The 16,585-nt window shown below is 68.8% G+C and carries 12 protein-coding genes; 1 reads left to right on the top strand and 11 read right to left on the bottom strand.

From position 1 onward, the window contains the following. Positions 1-18 precede the first annotated feature (18 nt). Entirely contained in the window at positions 19-2,580 is a 2,562-nt protein-coding gene (secD, locus tag IEY36_RS00820) for a protein translocase subunit SecD (RefSeq protein ID WP_188965013.1), read from the top strand. 11 nt (positions 2,581-2,591) lie between these two features. On the opposite strand, the gene IEY36_RS00825 is transcribed toward secD, so the two are convergent. From IEY36_RS00825 to IEY36_RS00875, 11 genes are all read right to left on the bottom strand, one after another. Beyond that, a complete protein-coding gene (locus IEY36_RS00825) occupies positions 2,592-4,277 on the bottom strand; it encodes a mechanosensitive ion channel family protein (RefSeq protein ID WP_188965014.1) in 1,686 nt (561 codons plus the stop codon). Between the two features lie 199 nt (positions 4,278-4,476). Beyond that, on the bottom strand, positions 4,477-5,646 hold the full coding sequence (locus IEY36_RS00830; protein ID WP_188965015.1) for an iron-containing alcohol dehydrogenase: 1,170 nt from the start codon (positions 5,644-5,646) through the stop codon (positions 4,477-4,479). A gap of 2 nt (positions 5,647-5,648) precedes the next feature. Beyond that, positions 5,649-6,530, bottom strand: coding sequence for a 3-hydroxyisobutyrate dehydrogenase (mmsB, locus tag IEY36_RS00835; protein WP_188965016.1), 882 nt, complete (start codon positions 6,528-6,530; stop codon positions 5,649-5,651). Between the two features lie 11 nt (positions 6,531-6,541). Then, positions 6,542-7,522, bottom strand: a complete 981-nt coding sequence (locus IEY36_RS00840; RefSeq protein ID WP_188965017.1) for a Bug family tripartite tricarboxylate transporter substrate binding protein — start codon at positions 7,520-7,522, stop codon at positions 6,542-6,544. A 64-nt stretch (positions 7,523-7,586) separates the two neighbouring features. Beyond that, on the bottom strand, positions 7,587-9,116 hold the full coding sequence (locus IEY36_RS00845; RefSeq protein WP_188965018.1) for an FAD-dependent monooxygenase: 1,530 nt from the start codon (positions 9,114-9,116) through the stop codon (positions 7,587-7,589). A gap of 148 nt (positions 9,117-9,264) precedes the next feature. Then, on the bottom strand, positions 9,265-10,326 hold the full coding sequence (locus IEY36_RS00850) for an ABC transporter ATP-binding protein (RefSeq protein ID WP_188965019.1): 1,062 nt from the start codon (positions 10,324-10,326) through the stop codon (positions 9,265-9,267). Then, positions 10,323-11,306, bottom strand: a complete 984-nt coding sequence (locus IEY36_RS00855) for an ABC transporter ATP-binding protein (protein WP_188965020.1) — start codon at positions 11,304-11,306, stop codon at positions 10,323-10,325. The genes IEY36_RS00850 and IEY36_RS00855 overlap by 4 nt, the downstream gene beginning before the upstream one ends. A 276-nt stretch (positions 11,307-11,582) precedes the next feature. After that, a complete protein-coding gene (locus tag IEY36_RS00860) occupies positions 11,583-13,016 on the bottom strand; it encodes an amidohydrolase family protein (RefSeq protein ID WP_188965021.1) in 1,434 nt (477 codons plus the stop codon). Between the two features lie 138 nt (positions 13,017-13,154). Continuing rightward, the gene (locus tag IEY36_RS00865; RefSeq protein ID WP_188965022.1) at positions 13,155-14,753 is read right to left on the bottom strand and encodes an ABC transporter substrate-binding protein; all 1,599 of its coding nucleotides are present in this window, start codon (positions 14,751-14,753) and stop codon (positions 13,155-13,157) included. Positions 14,754-14,770: 17 nt separating this feature from the next. Further along, positions 14,771-15,646 carry an ABC transporter permease gene (locus IEY36_RS00870; protein ID WP_188965023.1) on the bottom strand — a complete coding sequence of 292 codons (876 nt, stop codon included), beginning with the start codon at positions 15,644-15,646 and terminating at the stop codon, positions 14,771-14,773. Beyond that, positions 15,643-16,584, bottom strand: coding sequence for an ABC transporter permease (locus IEY36_RS00875; protein WP_188965024.1), 942 nt, complete (start codon positions 16,582-16,584; stop codon positions 15,643-15,645). Before IEY36_RS00875 ends, IEY36_RS00870 begins: the two co-directional genes overlap by 4 nt. Position 16,585: the final 1 nt, after the last annotated feature.

The raw sequence follows: 16,585 nt of genomic DNA on the forward strand, positions 1-16,585 counted from the left end.
CCGGGGTTTTTGTTACCCATGCTTCATTTCGCGCGCTGGAAGACCGTCACCATCCTGGCGGTCTGCCTCATCGGGACGCTGATCGCCATGGTGAACCTGGCGCCGCGCTCGGCCTTCCCGAGCTGGTTCCCGGCCCGCCAGGTCAGCCTCGGACTCGATCTGCGGGGTGGGTCGTACCTGCTGCTGGAGGTCGACCTCAACACCGTGGTGCGCGAGCGGCTCGAGAGCATGATCGACGGCGCGCGCACGCGCCTGCGCACGGGCAATATCCGCTACGTGAACCTCGCCGCCGATGCGGCGAACCGGCGGATGGGGCTGCGCGTGCTCGATGCCGCACAGGTGCCCGCGGCGGTCGCCGCGCTGCGCGAGCTGGCCAATCCGGTCACCATGTCGACCGGGCAGAACGTGCCCGATATCGACGTGACCAGCGAGCCGGACGGGCAGATCTGGGCGACGCTGACCGAGGCCGGGCTGCGCGCCAAGGCATCCAGCGCGGTCGAGCAATCCATCGAGATCGTCCGCCGCCGCATCGATGAGACGGGCGTCGCGGAAGCACTGATCGCCCGCCAGGGGCAGTCGCGCATCCTGGTGACGCTGCCGGGCGTCGAGGACCCCAACCGGATCAAGGAACTGCTGGGCCGCACGGCGCGCATGACCTTCCACTTGGTAGATGAGAATGCGGCGCTGGCCAGCACCCCACCGCCGGGGGTGATGTTCCTGCCTGGCGAGCGGCCGGGCGAACGCTTCGCCGTGCGGCGGCGCGTCGAGGTGGATGGCGCCAACCTGACCAACGCCCGCGCCGGGCAGGACAGCCGCAACGGCGAATGGGTGGTGAATTTCCAGTTCGATTCGGTCGGCACGCGGCGCTTCGCGCAGATAACGCGCGAGAATGTCGGCCGCCCCTTCGCCGTGGTGCTGGACGACAAGGTGATCACCGCGCCGGTGATCCGCGAGCCGATCACCGGCGGCCAGGGGCAGATCAGTGGGTCGTTCAACGCGCAATCGGCCAATGAGCTTTCGGTGCTGCTGCGCGCGGGCGCCCTGCCCGCCCCGCTCACCGTGGTCGAGGAACGCACCGTCGGGCCGGAACTCGGGGCGGATGCGATCCGTGCCGGCATGATCGCGTTGGCGGCCGGGACGGCCTTCGTCTTCCTGTATATGGGGCTCGCCTACGGGTTGTTCGGCTGGCTGGCCAACATCGCGCTGGTGTTCAACATCATCCTGATGATGGCGGGGCTATCGCTGCTGGAGGCGACGCTGACCTTGCCGGGCATCGCCGGCATCGTGCTCACGCTGGGCACCGCGCTCGACGCCAATATCCTGATCAACGAGCGGATACGCGAAGAGATCAAGAACGGACGAACGCCGATCAATGCGCTGGAGGCCGGCTATACCAAGGCGTCCGGCACCATCATGGACTCCAACCTCACCAACCTGATCGCCATGGCCTGTCTGTATGGCTTCGGCTCAGGGCCGGTGAAGGGTTTCGCCGTGACCGTCGCGATCGGCACCGTGGTGCAGATGTGGACGGCGACGGTGCTGACCCGGCTGATGGTGTCCTGGTGGTATCGCCGCACGCGGCCGAAGGAACTGCCGGTGATCGAACGGCCGGGGCTGACGCTGATGCAGCGGCTGGCGCGGCCGCTGTTCCGCATCGTGCCGGATGACACGCGCATCCGCTTCATGCGCGGGGCGCGGATCGGGCTGCTGACCTCGGCGGTGCTGTCGACCGCCTCGGTGGCGCTGGCCTTCTATCCGGGGCTGGAGAAGGGCATCGACTTCAAGGGCGGGTTGGAGATGGAAGTCCGCACGCCCGGGCCCGGTGACATCGGCGCGTTGCGCTCGGCGGTAAGCGGGCTGAATCTCGGCGATGCCACCATCCTGCAGTTCGGCGACCATTCGACCTACGCCATCCGGCTGCCGGCGCAGGGCGACGAGGGCGCGGTGCAGAATGCGGTGAATGCCGTGCGCGGCGCGTTGGAGAACGTCGCCGCCGGCACGCGCATCCTGCGCGTCGAGGCGGTGGGCAATCGCGTCTCGGATGAGTTGTTCCTCGGCGGCATGCTGGCGCTCGGCCTCTCCTTCCTGGCCATGCTCGCCTACATCTGGATCCGCTTCGAATGGGAATTCGCCATTGCCGGCGTTGTCACGCTCATGCTGGACACCACGAAGGTGATCGGCGTGATGGTGGTGACCGGGATCGAGTTCAACCTGACCACCGTCGCGGCGATCCTGACCATCATCGGCTTCAACGCCAACGACAAGGTCGTGGTGTTCGACCGCATGCGCGAGAATTTGCGTAAGTTCAAGACGATGCCGCTCGAGCAATTGGTGGACCTGTCGATCAACGAGACGCTGAACCGCACGCTCGGGACGTCGATGACGCTGTTGCTCTCGGCGGTGCCGCTGGCGCTGTTCGGCGGCGAGACGCTGTCGGGCTTCGGCTGGCTGATGATCGCGGGCATTGTGATCGGGACGTCGTCCTCGACCTTCATCGCGGCGCCGATCGTACTGTTCACCGGTCGGACCCGGCTGCGCAAGGACGAGCCGCCGGCGGGCCCGAAGCCAGCGAAGGGCTGAACGACGCCGGGTCAGGCGCCTGGCGTGGTGGCGCGGGGCGTCTCGCTCGGCGGGGCGGCGTGGGTGATGGTCGCGGGAATGGCGAAGCCGGCGCGGTAGTCCTCGACCGCGTTCATAATCTCGAGGATCAGGACTTCCTGCACCTCGAGATAGCCGGCGAGGTCGGGGACCAGCACCTTGGCGAAGATCTCGATATCCACCGAGGATGAGCCGAGGCCTACGAGGCGGATGCGCGGCAGGGTGGCGGATTTCTCCACGCTGGGATGGGCGCTCACCCTGTCGCGCAGCGTCGCGAGCAGATGCTGCAACTGCCCGCGCGAGGTCTCGTAGCGGACCATGATCGTGTGGTGGAACAGCGTCCTGTCGCGGGCGGTGAGGTTGGTCAGCTGCATCTTGGCGAGGTCCGCATTCGGTACCGCCGTCAACGTGCCGTCGAGGCCGCGGATGCGGCTCGAGCGCGGCCCGATCGTCTCGACCGTGCCACTGTCCTCGCCATAGCGGATGAAGTCGCCGACGCGGAAGGGGCGGTCGGCGAAGATAGAGACGCCACCGAAGAGGTTCTCCACAGTCGATTGCGCCGCCAGGGCGAGGGCGATGCCGCCGACGCTGACGCCCGCGAGCAGGCCGACCGCGGGTACGCCGATATCATTCGCGCCATAGATGATCAGGACCGACGCCGCGACGAGCGAGCCGACGCGCGCGAGCAGACGCAACAGATTGGCGTCGTAGAGGTCGTCGGGAAAGATCGGCGAGGCGATCATCGCCTCGGCCAACAGCCAGCAGGTGAGCCAGGCCCCCCAGGCAGCCGAGAGATAGAGCAGGATCATCGCCAGCGTTGTCTCCCAGTCGCCGATCGGGCTGGGCAGGACGAGTTGAAGCGACGCGATGAAATGGATGAAGGCCGTCAGCACGGCGAGCATGAGCGCCGCCGGCAGCCGCAGCGCGAATTTGCGCATCCCGGTAGCGCCCACCGTGGCGCGCATCAGCCAGCGGTTCCACAGCAGGAAGAACCAGCCCGCGAGGAATATGCTGGCCAACAGGAACAACAGCTTCCACACCGGTGCGCCGAGCAGGGTCGCATGCGTCCACGCGGGCAGTTGCTGCACGGGCAGCCATTTGAGCAGGGGTCCGACGAATTGCTGCTGCGCCAGGGTCCAGTTCGACATGTCGGTGCGTTGCGTCACCGGGTCGCCCTCGACCATGGCGCGGAATTCCGGCAGCCGGGCGACAGTCGCGGCGGAGAACACGTAGCTGCCGGAGCGTGGGCCGCTCTCGATGCGCGACATGGTCAGCTCGGTGCCGGGGATGGTCCAATGCGCGGGCGCGTTGGCGCCGCTACCTGAGGGGAAGGCCTCGGGCGGCACGACTGGGATGCGGTTGAGGATGTCCACCAGCAGCGCGACGGAGCGGGCGGCGTCCTTCCAGCGATGGTCGGGGGCGAAGTCGCTGAGGTCGAAGACCGCCGTGCCGAGGCCGATTATCGCCCGCACCACGACAAGCTGCGTCGAGAGGCCCGGATCGGCGCGATATGCCGCGAAGAGGCCCTCGATCCGCCGCGCCTCGGACAGGAAGCTCGCGTAGGTCGCGGCCGGGCTCGACGTGTCGATGGCCGGCCGCAGCGCCGCGCGGCCTACCCCCATGGCCAGCAGCAACAGACACAGCGCCAGGGCGAGTCTCTTCGGCGCGGCGCTCAGCACGGGCCGGACCCCGCGTGCATGGCCGCGCCATCCGGCGGCGCGGCGGCTCCATCGAGGATGGCGATTCCTGGTACCATGGCAGCGTTTCCGTCCCGGGGCGGCCGCATCATGCCCGCTCGGCGCCGGTCAATCACGCCCCTGGTGCATCAGGAGGCATCCGCCGCCCCGGCGGTCCTGGCCCGCGGCGCGGCAAGGTCTCTCACCCCGCCCAGGCGCGCCGGTACAGCGCGACGATCTCCTCCGCCGCCGGCACCGCCGGGTTGTTCGCCGGGCTGCCGGAGGCGAGCGCCTGCTCGGCCATGGTCGGCAACAGCGCGTTCCAGGCCGCCGGGTCGATGCCATAGGCGGCCGGCGTCGGCACGGCGAGGTCCCGGTTGAGGTCGCGCAGTTCCTGCAGCAGCCTGGCGGCGGCGGATTGGTCGCCCTCGGCGGCGGTGGCCACGCCCATGGCGCGCGCGGCCTCGGCATAGCGCGGCAGGGCGGCGTTGAGGCTGTATTCGGTGACCGCCGGCAGCAGCATGGCGTTGGACAAGCCGTGCGGGACATGGAAATGCGCGCCGATCGGGCGTGACATGCCATGCACCAGTGCGACCGATGAATTGCTGAAGGCGATCCCGGCCAAGGTCGCGCCCTTCATCATCGCCGCGCGGGCGATGCCATTGGACGGCTCGGCATAGGCGGTGCGCAGGTTGGGCGCGATCAGCCGCATCGCCCGCAGCGCGTATTCATCGGCCTCGTCATTGGCGCGCTTGGAGACGAAGGCCTCCAGCGCGTGGGTCAGGCTGTCGATGCCGGTATCGGCGGTGATGCGCGCCGGCAGCGAGAAGGTCAGTTCGTAATCCACCACGGCGGCGAGCGGCAGCGCGCCGAGGCCGGCGATCAGCATCTTCTCGTCGCGCTCGGTGTCGGTGATGACGGTGAAGCGCGTCGCCTCGCTGCCGGTGCCCGCCGTGGTCGGGACGCCGATCACCGGCAGCGCGCCACGATTGGCCTGCGCCGGCACCTTGAAGTCGCGCATCTTCGCACCCGCGGGCGCGGCGCCGAGGATGGCCATCGCCTTGGCGGTGTCCATCGGGGAACCGCCGCCGAAACCGACCAGGCAGTCATAGTCGCCCGCCTTCATGGCGGCGACGCCGGCCTCGATGACCGTGTCGGTCGGGTCGGGCACCGTGTCGGAGAACACGCCGGCGGTGATGCCGGCGGCGCGCAGCGGTGCGAGCGCCTTCTCCACCGTGCCGGAGGAAACCATCCATGGGTCGGTGACCACCAGCGGCTTCGAGAAGCCGAACTGGCCGAGAACCTCGGCGAGCTTCCCGACCGCACCGCCGCCGATCATGAGCAGCCGTGGTGAAACAAAAGTCGTCGTCATGGTCACTTGCCTTCACGGATCATCGTGATGATTCCCGAGAAATCCTTGCCGCCTCCGCCGCTTTCCACGAAGCGGTCGAACAGCGCGAGCGCCAGCGCGCCGACCTTCGCATCCACGCCAGCATCCTTCGCCGCCTGCTGGGCGAGGCCAAGGTCCTTGCGCATCAGGGCCGCGGTGAAGCCGGGTGCGAAATCACGGTTCGCCGCACTCGTCGGCACTGGGCCGGGCACCGGGCAGGAGTTGTTCAGCGCCCAGGACATCGCGGTGGATTTGGAGCACACGTCGTAGAGCGCCTGCGCCGGCAGGCCGAGCCGTTCGGCCATGACGAAGGCCTCGGAGGTCACTGCCATGGTGGCGGCGAGCATCATGTTGTTGCAGAGCTTCGCGACCTGGCCGGCGCCGGCATCGCCGCAATGGACGATGGTCTTGCCCATGGCGCTGAGGATCGGCTTCGCGCGATCGACTGCTTCCGCGTCGCCGCCGACCATGAAGGTGAGTGTGCCGGCCTCGGCCCCCATCACGCCGCCGGAGACCGGCGCATCGAGGAAGGGCCGACCCGCCGCCGCCGCGACCTCGCGCGCTGTTGCGACGTCGATGGTCGAGCAATCCATCAGTAGCGCATCGGCGCGGGACGCCTTGGCGAGACCGCCCTGCCCCAGCCAGGCGTCGCGCACCTGCTCGCCGGCCGGCAGCATGGTGATGACGACGTCCGCATCCTGTGCCGCGGCGGCGGAGGAGAAGGCCGCCTTCGCCCCCGACGCGACGACGGAATCGACCGCTGCCTGCACGATGTCGAAGACCACAACCTCGTGCCCGGCCTTGAGCAGGTTGCGCGCCATATGCGCGCCCATCCTGCCGAGACCGATGAAACCGATGCGTGCCATGGCGCTCTCCCTTATTCCGCGCGGATGCCGACGCGGCGGATCAGGTCGCCGAGGCGGATGAATTCACGTTCGTTGCGTGCCTGGTAGACCTCGGGCGGGCCGGGCAGCGGCCGGGCGCCGAGTTCGGCCATGCGCGAGACCGTCACCGGATTCTCCAGCCCGACGCGCAGCGCCTGGTTCACCTGCGCGATGATCTCGGGCGGCGTGCCGCGCGGCGCGACCAGGCCGAACCAGGCGGTCACCTCATAGCCCGGCAGGGTCTCGGCGATGGCCGGGATCTCGGGATTCGCGGGCCAGCGTTCGGCCGAGGTCACGCCGATCGCGACCAGCGCGCCGGAACGGATATGCGGCATGATCGAGGGTAGGTTGTCGGTGCCGAAGTCGATGCGGCCGGGCAGCAAATCCACCATCATCGGCGAGGAGCCGCGATAGGAGACGTGCGTCGCCTCGAAGCCACCCATCAGGCGGAACAACTCGGCAGCGAGATGCGTGGAACCGCCGATGCTCGTCTCGCCATAGGAGAGCGTGCGCGTCTTCGCCAAGGCGATCAGCGCGGCCGCGTCGCGCACGCCAAGGCCCGGATGCGCCGCGATCAGGTTCGGCACTTCCGCGATCTGGCTGATCGGCAGGAAGTCCTTCAGCGGGTCGTAGCCGGCATTGGCATAGAGATGCGGATTGATCGCATTGGTGCCGGGCGAGCCGAGCAACAGCATGTAGCCGTCCGGCGGGCTGCGCAGCACCGCCTGCGCGGCGATGTTCGACCCGGCGCCCGGGCGGTTCTCGACCACGACGGGCTGGCCCAGGGATTCCTGCAGGATCTGCGCGGCGATGCGGCCGAGGATGTCCGTCGTGCCGCCGGCGGGGAAACCCACCACGATGCGCACCGGGCGGTTCGGCCAGGGCGCCTGCGCGAGCGCCGGCGTGGCGAGCAGCGCCGATGCGGCAGTGAGCAGGGATCGTCGGGCCAGGATGGCGGGCGCCGCGCGGGACATGCTTGTTCCTCCGGGTTTGATTGCGGCCAGTGTCGGTAGGGCACCGCCGTCTTGTCAAACCACGTCAGCGCAGCCCGAAGACGCGGCCGAGCACGTCGGCCAACCCCGGATGGGCCGCTGTCGGTCCACGCCAGGCGACATGGCCATCCGGGCGCACCAGCCAGGCACCGGCCGCGCTGCCATACGCCGCAGCGAATGCCCCCGCGGCGTCATGCAGCATCGTGACGCCGTGGCGATCGTCCATGGCTGTCCCGGTGATCGCGACGACGCGCAGCCCGGCGACGCGGGGCAGCTCATTTGGCTGCCCCTGGACCAGCAGCACCGGTTCGGTGCCGTGCAGGATATCGAACAGGCGCAGCGAAAAGCCGACGCCTTGACGCCGCAGCCCGCCGGCATCGGGGGCGCGGTCGCCGGCATGCGGGCCTTCGGCGCCGCCATCGTCGCGCACCCAGACGGAGTCGCGGTAGTTCACCAGGATCTGCGTATCCTCGAGCCGATCCGGCTTGGCGCCGCCTTCGCGGCCGAAGTTGATCGAGGCCGCCAGGGTCCGCGCGACGACATCCGCACCAACAGGGCGCCGTTCGGCCTCATAGCTGTCGAGCAGTGCGGCCGGTGCGCGGCCTGACAACACGGCGGCGAGCTTCCAGGCGAGGTTGCAGGCGTCCTGGATGCCGGTGTTCATCCCCTGCCCGCCGGTCGGCGGATGGATATGCGCGGCATCGCCGGCGATGAAGACATGCCCGTCGCGATAGCGCGCGGCGAGGCGCATGCTGATGCGGAAGAGGGACGACCAGCGGAGGTCCGACAGCACCGGCCGGTCGGGCAGCAGATCGTCAGCGACGGCCTGGAGAGTGGCGAGATCGGGGCCGGCCATGTCCGCCTGGATGCCGTGGCCCGTGCCGGCGCCGGTGGCCATGCTCTCGGGTGCGATCATCGAGACGCGGTAGCGGTTGGGCTCGGGCAGCGGCACCGCGACGAACAGGTCGGGCGGCGCATCCTCCCGCGGGCGCACGGCGCGCAGCGCCAAGCCATAGGGCAGGTCGGCCGCCATGTGGACGTCACCGAGCATGAACGTCATCGGCATGGCCTCGCCCTCGAAGGCGATACCGAGGGCGCGGCGCACGGCACTGTGCGCGCCGTCGCAGCCGATGACATGGGCGAAGCGGCGCGACTGGCCGTTCAGGGTGACCGTGACGCCTTCCACATCCTGGTGCAGGGCCTCAAGGGCCATGCCGCGTTCGATTGCCAGGCCATGGCGCACGAGGTGGCGCGTCAGCACGCGCTCCGTCTCGTATTGCGGAATGCCGAGGCTGGCATAGGGCAGGTCCGACAGGTCGCGCTGCATGTCAAAGGGCGGGTGGCCGGCGATGACCGAGCGCATGCCGGTGATCCATAGCCCGGCATCGATCGCCTCCCGCGCGATGCCCATGCCTTCCCAAATCTCGAGGGTGCGGGGGGTGACGCCGATGGCGCGGCAATAGGGGGAAGGTTGTTCGGCCTTGTCGATGATCCGGCAGCGTACGCCGTGGCGCGCGAGTTCACAGGCCATGGTCAGGCCGACCGGGCCTGCTCCGACGACGAGGACATCGGTCATGTCTGGTGCTCCGGCGATGACGCGACAGTTTGAGCAGATATTTCCAGGCCTGAAACCACCAGCATTGGTGGCGACGCCCGTTCAACGGGAAGGCGGTTCCACGTGGCGTGCCCTCGCGGACATGGGCCCGCCGCGGAACGCACCCTGATCACGCCGCGAGGGCGCGGGCGTAAAGCGCGAGGCGCTTCGCCGCGATCTCCGAGAGACCGCCGCTGAAGTCGAGGCCGGCCGGCGGCAGCGTCTCGGCGAAATGGCAGGCGGCTTCGTGGCCGTCAGCCATGCGACGCAGCGCGGGCGCCTCGATGCGGCAACGCTCCTGCGCGAAGGGGCAGCGGGTGTGGAAGCGGCAGCCGGGGGGTGGGTTCATCGGGCTCGGAACGTCGCCGCCGAGCGGCTTCACCTGCCCGCGCCGCTGCGGGTCGGGGTGCGGGATCGCGGCGAGCAGCGCGCGGGTATAGGGGTGGCGCGGGGTGGTGAAGAGATCGCCCTTGCGCGCCGTCTCGACGATCTGGCCGAGATACATGACCGCGACACGGTCGGCGACGTGCTTCACCACCGCGAGGTCGTGGGCGATGAACAGATAGGCCAGGCCGAAGCGGCGTTGCAGGTCCTTCAGCAGATTCACCACCTGCGCCTGGATCGAGACATCGAGCGCGCTGACCGGTTCGTCGCAGACCACGAGGTCCGGCTGCACCGAGAGCGCGCGGGCGATGCCTATGCGCTGGCGCTGGCCGCCGGAGAATTCATGCGGGTAGCGCTGCGCGTGGAATGGGCGCAGGCCGACGAGGCCGAGCAGTTCCTCGACGCGTTTGCGGCGCGAGGCGGTGTCGCCGATGCCGTGCACGATCATCGGTTCGGCGATGGTATCGGCGACAGTCAGGCGCGGGTTCAGGCTGGCATAAGGGTCCTGGAAGACGATCTGCATGCGCCGACGCATCGCGCGCTGGGCGGCGCCGGCGCTGCGGGTGACGTTCACGCCCTCGAAATTAATGGTGCCGGCGGAGGGTTCGATGAGCCGCAGTACCAGCCGCGCGGTGGTGGATTTGCCGCAGCCGGATTCACCGACCAGGGCGAGCGTCTCGCCGCGATTGACGGTGAAGGAGACACCATCGACGGCACGCACCACGCCGACCTGCCTGGCCAGGATCAGGCCCTCGCGCACTGGGTAGTGCTTGGCGAGGCCGGTCACCTCGAGCAGCGTGTCACTCATGCGACGAAGGCCTCGACAGGGGCGCGGATGCAGGCGGCCTGATGGCCATCGGCGAGCATGCGCAGCGGGGGCTGCTCGGATTTGCAGGCATCCACCGCGAAGGGGCAGCGCGGGTGGAAGCGGCAGCCCTTGGGCAGGGCGAAGGGCGGCGGCACGGAACCCTCGATGGCGAGCAGGGTTTCGCGTTCCTCATCGAGGCGCGGGACGGAGCCGAGCAGGCCGAGGGTGTAGGGGTGCATCGGGTCGGCGAAGACCGCGCCGGCCGCGCCGCGTTCGACGACGCGCCCGGCATACATCACGGCGACGTCGTCGGCCATTTCGGCGACGACGCCAAGGTCGTGGGTGATCAGGATGATCGACATGCCGGTTTCCTGCTGCAGGTCGCGCAGCAGGTCGAGGATCTGCGCCTGCACCGTCACGTCGAGCGCGGTGGTTGGCTCGTCGGCGATCAGCAGCTTCGGGCTGCAGGCGAGCGCCATGGCGATCATCACGCGCTGGCGCATGCCGCCGGAGAGCTGATGCGGGTATTCGTCGAAGCGGCGCTCGGGGGCGGGGATGCGCACGCGCTTGAGCGCTTCGATCGCGCGGTTCTTCAATTCGGCCTTGGAGGCGTGGGTGTCGTGGGCGCGCATCGCCTCAGTGATCTGGAAGCCGACCGTGTGGACCGGGTTCAGGCTGGTCATCGGTTCCTGGAAGATCATCGCGACCTGGCTGCCGCGGACGTCACGCATATCCGCGTTGGAGAGCTTCAGCAGATCGCGGCCGTCGAGCGTGACGGAGCCGGTGGCGACGCGGCCGGGATGGGCGACGAGGCGCATCACCGAGAGGGAAAGGACGGATTTGCCGCAGCCGGATTCACCGACGATGCCGAGGGTGCGGCCGCGCGGGACCGAGAGGTCGACGCCGTCCACCGCGGCGATCTCGCCGCCATGGGTGCGGAAGACGGTGCGCAGGCCGGCGATGGTGAGGAGGTCGGTCATAGGGCGCTGGTGTCGTTTGGGCGGGTAGGCCAGAGAGGGGCGTCGCCCCTCTCCGGACCTCTCCCCACCAAAGGCCTAAGGGCCTTTGGAAACCTCAACCTGGCGCGCGGCGGGGCGGCAGCAATGTCTCCGGCAAACACGCGTTGAGCACAAAGGCGGGTCACGGCATCGATCCTGGCAGCGGCGCCCGGCGCCCATGGATGGCATTCCAAAGGCCCCGGGCCTTTGGCGGGGTGGCTTGGAGGGGCAGAGCCCCTCCAGCCTTGAGGCGCACCCTCACGACCAATGAAACGTCGGCGGCGCAATCTTCTCCGCGCTGCGATGCGCCCAGTCACGCTGGGGCACGCCGCTGGCGATGCGCTTCTGCGCCTCGTTCAGATGCGCGGCGGCCTGGCGGTAGTCCATGGTCAACACCTCGCCATCCTCGACGACCTTGTTGCCATCGACGAAGACGGCCTTCAGGGCGCGATCCCCGGCGGCGTAGATGAGGCTGCGCAGCGGGTCATAGGCCGGGCGGATCATCGGGTGGGTGATGTCCACCAGCGAGAAATCCGCCTTGCAGCCGACCGCGAGGCGACCGATGTCATCGCGGCCGAGCGCCTTCGCGCCGCCGATCGTCGCTGCGTTGAACAGGTCGGTCGTGGTCATGGTGCGCGGGTCGCCGGCCTGGGTGCGGGCGATGTGGGCGGCGAGGCGCATCTCATCGAGCATGTTGTGCGGGTAGGTGTCGGTGCCGATGCCCATGTTCACGCCGCGACGGATGTAGCGGCCGATATCCTTCATCGCGATGCCGCGCCGGGCGAAGACGGTCGGGCAATGGGCTACGGTGGTGCCGGTCTCGGCCAGGCGGTTCAGGTCGTCCTTGGTGTGCCAGGGCGTCGAGGGATGGTCGTCGAGGAAGATGCCATGGCCGATGATCGAGCGTTCGCCGAGCAGGCCCATTGAGTCGAGCCAGCCGATCGGCGTCATGCCGTGGCGGCGGGTGATCTCGTGGAATTCGACGACGGATTGCGCGGCGTGGATCTGCCAGGACAGGCCGCGCTTCTTGGCCTCCTGGTTGCTTTCCTTCAGCAGCCCGGCCGCGCAGGTGTCGATCTGCGCGGGCACGACCATGCCGAAGAGGCGGCCGGACTCATGCTGTTCGGCGCGCTCGACGAGGCGGAGGGCTTCCTCCATCGCCTTCTCGCCAGCCTTCTCGTCCCACTCGTATTCGACGACGTGGCCGTTCTTGGTGAACCAGCGGGCGGAGCGGAACATCGGCGCGATGCAGACGCGCATGCCGGCCTCGGCCAGCAGGTCGAGCCAGCCGGGATGCGCCATGGACAGATCGGCGAGCGTGGTGACGCCGGAGAGCAGCAGTTCGGACAGGGCGACGCGCACACAGCTCGGCACCGCGTCCGCATCGGCGCGGAAGATCGGCATGTATTCATACAGCGAGGAATTGTAGAGGCCGGGCGAGCCGATCTCATCGAGGAAGCCCTTGTTCAGCGGCTCGCTCGACGGGTGGGAATGGATGTTGACGAGGCCCGGCATGACCATCAGGCCGCGGCCGTCGATCACCGTATCGGCGGTGCCTTCATAGCCGCGGCCGACGAAGGTCAGCGTGCCATCGGTAAAGGCGATGTCCGTGTCGGGTGCATAGGTGTGCGCCTTCTCGGAGGTATCCCAGGCGACCGCGAGTTCGGCGTTCTTGATGAGCGTTGTGGCCATGACCTTGGTCCTCGACACGTTCTCGTTCAGTGGGGGCTCACCCGCCGCGCGGCGGCGCATAGGCTGACCGCGCCCGGATCGGGCGAGGCCATCACGACCAGGGGAAGCGCGGTGATGACCAGCCTCCCCCGGTTCGACTCAGCGCGTCAGGCGAATGTCGAGGCCCTTATAGAGCCCGACGCCATAGATGCCGTGGGCGCGCACGCCCTCGGTCCGCGCGGAGGACGCGAGCCACAGCTGTTCGCGCGCCACCGGGAACCAGACATTGGCCCCGGCGACGAGGCGTTGGGCATTGGCGATCGCCGCGGCGCGCGCCGCCGGGTCGACCGCGGTTTGTGCTTCGCGCAGCGCGGCGTCGGTCGCCGGGTCGTTCCAGTTCATGCGGTTCGGCGTCGGCCGATTGCCGCTGAGGAAGTACAGCGACAGTGCGTCCGTCGCGGTGACATAGGGATACGACATCACGAAGGCGTCGAATTCCTGGGTGGCCAGGCGACCCCAGCCCACCGTCGCATCCCACATCTGGATGCGCATCTCGAGGCCGATGCGCCGCAGATCCGCCTGCATCGCCTGGAGGTATTGCTGCGCCGCCTGGGTCTGGATGCCATAGACCAGGAAGGTCGCGCGCTGGCCGTCCTTCACGCGGATGCCATCAGCACCGATGGTCCAGCCGGCTTCGTCAAGCACCCGGCGCGCGCCGGCCTGATCGAAATGCGGCACCAGGGTAGCGGCCTGCGCGTCGAAGCCGGTGACGGCGGGGTTCAGATACGCATCGGCCGGCGTTGCCGTTCCGAACCAAGTGGCGCGCACCATGGCGTCACGATTGACCGCCATATTGATGGCGCGGCGCACCGCCGGGTCGCTGACCACGGGCTTGTCGACCTTGAAGCCCATGAAGTGGTCCCAGAAGTAGTTCACCTGCTGGGACATGCGGACATTCGGCTGGCGACGGAGCTGCTGCACCGCGATGGCCGGGATGTATTGCGTCACGTCGCCCTGGCCGGTCTGCAGCGCAGCGAGGCGCGTCTGGCTTTCCGGCGTCACGCGCCAGACCACGCGGTCCACCTGCGGCGCGGGGTTCTGGTACATCACCGGCGGACCCCAATTGTAGCCCTCATGGCGCCGTAGCACCATTTCCTGCCGCGGCGTCCAGGACACCCAGCAGTACGGACCAGTGCCATTGAAGCCCTGTACCCCGAAATTCTGGCCGAGGGTTTCGACCGAATTGCGATCGACGATCGAGGCGAAGAACAGCGTGAGCTGATAGAGCAGTTCGCCGAAGGGTTCGGTCAGTTCGTATTCGACGGTGAACTGGTCGCGGGCGCGGATTTCCTTCACCGGGCCGGCGCGCCAGCGGACGGGGCTGCGCGTCGCCGGGTCGATCCAACGGTTGATCGAGTACACCACGTCATCGGCGGTCATCGGGCGGCCGTCGCAGAAGGTGACGTCGCGGCGCAGGTGGAAGGAATAGGTCTTGCCGTCGGGGCTGACCTCCCAGCGCTCGGCGAGCATCGGGCGGACCGTCTGCATGTCGAAGTCGAGACCGACCAGCGTGTCGGCCATCATGTAGAGGACCTCGCCTGCGCCGCGCGCGGTGGAGCGCGCGGGGTCGTAGCGGTCGGCGTCGATCTCGCGCAGCACGACGAGCGTGTTGGGCGGGTTGGGTGCCTGGGCGAAGGCCGCTCCGAAGGGCGTGGCCGCGGCCAGCGCGAGCAGCGCGGCCCCGATGGTCTTCTTCATGATTCTATGTCTCCCGATCAAACGCGAAGCCTGGGGTCGAGCGCGTCCCGCAAGGCGTCCCCGAGGACGTTGAAGGCGAGCACGACGATGAAGATCACGACGCAGGGCACGACGGCGATGTGCGGCGCGAAGAACAGGAAGTTGCGCCCTTCCGAGGCCATCGCGCCGAGTTCCGGCACCGGCGGCTGCGCGCCAAGGCCGAGGAAGGACAGCGCCGAGCCGAGCAGGATCACCTGGCCGAAGCGCAGCGTGGCGAAGACGAAGATCGCCGAGAGGCAGTTCGGTGCGAGGTGACGCCAGATCAGCCGCGCATCGGACATGCCGGTGGCGCGCGCCGCTTCGATGAAATCGAGCCGCATCACCACCATCGCCGAGCCGCGCACGATGCGCGCCATCAGCGGCACCGTCGCGACCGACAGGGCGAGGACCACCGAGAAGATGCCGGGGCCGAAGATGGCGGCGATGGCGAGGCCGACAAGGATCGCCGGGAAGGACAGCATGATGTCCACCAGGCGCATGATCGGCCCGTCGAGCCAGCGGCGGTAGAAGGCGGCGAGGAAGCCGAGCAGCGCGCCGATGCCGCCGCCGATCGCGACGGCGGCGAAGCCCATCATCAGCGAGACGCGCAGGCCGTAGAGCAGGCGCGTGATCATGTCCCGTCCCTGGGCGTCGGCGCCGAGCAGCAGGCCGTCACTGCCCGGCGGCGCCATGGAGAGGGCGAGGTCGTTGTCATAGGGGTCGGTCGGCGCGAGCAGCGGCGCGAAGACCGCCGCGCCGACCAGCAGGACGACGAGGATGAGCGAGATCGCCGCGCCGGGTTCGCGCATCAGCCGCGAGAGGATGCCCGGGCGTGGCGGGGCGATCGGCTCACTGGCGTCGGTGGCGGCACTCATGCCGCGCGCACCCGCGGGTCGAGCGCGGCGTAGAGCACATCCACGATCAGATTCACCACGATGAAGCCCATGGAGAGCACGATGATCGTGCCCTGCGCCATGGGAAAGTCGGAGGAGAGGATGGCGCCGACCGCGAGGCGCCCGACGCCCGGCCAGGAGAACACGGTCTCCGTCACCACCGCGCCGCCGAGCAGGAAGCCGATCTGCAGGCCGATCAGCGTGATCACCGGCACCATGGCGTTGCGCAGCGCGTGGCGGCGCACCACCAGGGTTTCAGTGAGACCCTTGGCGCGGGCGGTGCGCACATGGTCGGCCGAGAGCACGTCGAGCACCGCCGTGCGCGTCATGCGCGCGACCGGGCCGACGAAGACGCCGCCCAGCGTGACCGCCGGCAGGATGATCGAGCGGATGCCGTCCATCGTCCACAACGGCCCGCCGCGACCGGTGAAGGGCAGCCACTGCCATTGGAAGCCGACGAACCAGATCAGCACCAGGCCGAGGAAGAACACCGGCACCGAGACGCCGCCGACCGACAGCGCCATGATGAACCGGTCGATCAGCGTGCCGCGCCAATACCCCGCCAGCGTGCCGAGCAGGATGCCGAGCGGGATCGACCAGAACAGGCTGGCGAACATCAGTTCCAGCGTCGGGCCGATGGTGGCGCCGAGTTCCTGTGAGACCGGCACGTTGTTGATGATCGAGGCGCCGAGGTCACCATGCATCAGGCGCCAGACATAGAGGCTGAACTGCACATAAAGCGGTTCGTCGAGGCCGAGATCGGCGCGGATCTCGGCGATGACGTCCGGCGTGGCGGAGGGGCCGGCGCGCACCGTCGCCGGGTCGGTCGGCACCACCTGCATCAGCAGGAAGCCGATCAGCAACACGCCGAACATGACGGGGACGGCGAGCACCAGGCGGTGCAGCGCGTGTCTCAACATG

Source organism: Neoroseomonas lacus, from assembly GCF_014644535.1.
In the GTDB taxonomy this organism is placed as follows: domain Bacteria; phylum Pseudomonadota; class Alphaproteobacteria; order Acetobacterales; family Acetobacteraceae; genus Neoroseomonas; species Neoroseomonas lacus.

What these genes read in the sequence shown, in the direction of transcription:
- IEY36_RS00870 (WP_188965023.1), bottom strand. Translation starts at nt 15,646, where the DNA reads ATGAGTGCCGCCACCGACGCCAGTGAGCCGATCGCCCCGCCACGCCCG.
- IEY36_RS00845 (WP_188965018.1), bottom strand. Translation starts at nt 9,116, where the DNA reads ATGACCGATGTCCTCGTCGTCGGAGCAGGCCCGGTCGGCCTGACCATG.
- IEY36_RS00855 (WP_188965020.1), bottom strand. Translation starts at nt 11,306, where the DNA reads ATGACCGACCTCCTCACCATCGCCGGCCTGCGCACCGTCTTCCGCACC.
- IEY36_RS00840 (WP_188965017.1), bottom strand. Translation starts at nt 7,522, where the DNA reads ATGTCCCGCGCGGCGCCCGCCATCCTGGCCCGACGATCCCTGCTCACT.
- IEY36_RS00850 (WP_188965019.1), bottom strand. Translation starts at nt 10,326, where the DNA reads ATGAGTGACACGCTGCTCGAGGTGACCGGCCTCGCCAAGCACTACCCA.
- IEY36_RS00830 (WP_188965015.1), bottom strand. Translation starts at nt 5,646, where the DNA reads ATGACGACGACTTTTGTTTCACCACGGCTGCTCATGATCGGCGGCGGT.
- IEY36_RS00865 (WP_188965022.1), bottom strand. Translation starts at nt 14,753, where the DNA reads ATGAAGAAGACCATCGGGGCCGCGCTGCTCGCGCTGGCCGCGGCCACG.
- IEY36_RS00860 (WP_188965021.1), bottom strand. Translation starts at nt 13,016, where the DNA reads ATGGCCACAACGCTCATCAAGAACGCCGAACTCGCGGTCGCCTGGGAT.
- IEY36_RS00875 (WP_188965024.1), bottom strand. Translation starts at nt 16,584, where the DNA reads ATGTTGAGACACGCGCTGCACCGCCTGGTGCTCGCCGTCCCCGTCATG.
- mmsB (WP_188965016.1), bottom strand. Translation starts at nt 6,530, where the DNA reads ATGGCACGCATCGGTTTCATCGGTCTCGGCAGGATGGGCGCGCATATG.
- secD (WP_188965013.1), top strand. Translation starts at nt 19, where the DNA reads ATGCTTCATTTCGCGCGCTGGAAGACCGTCACCATCCTGGCGGTCTGC.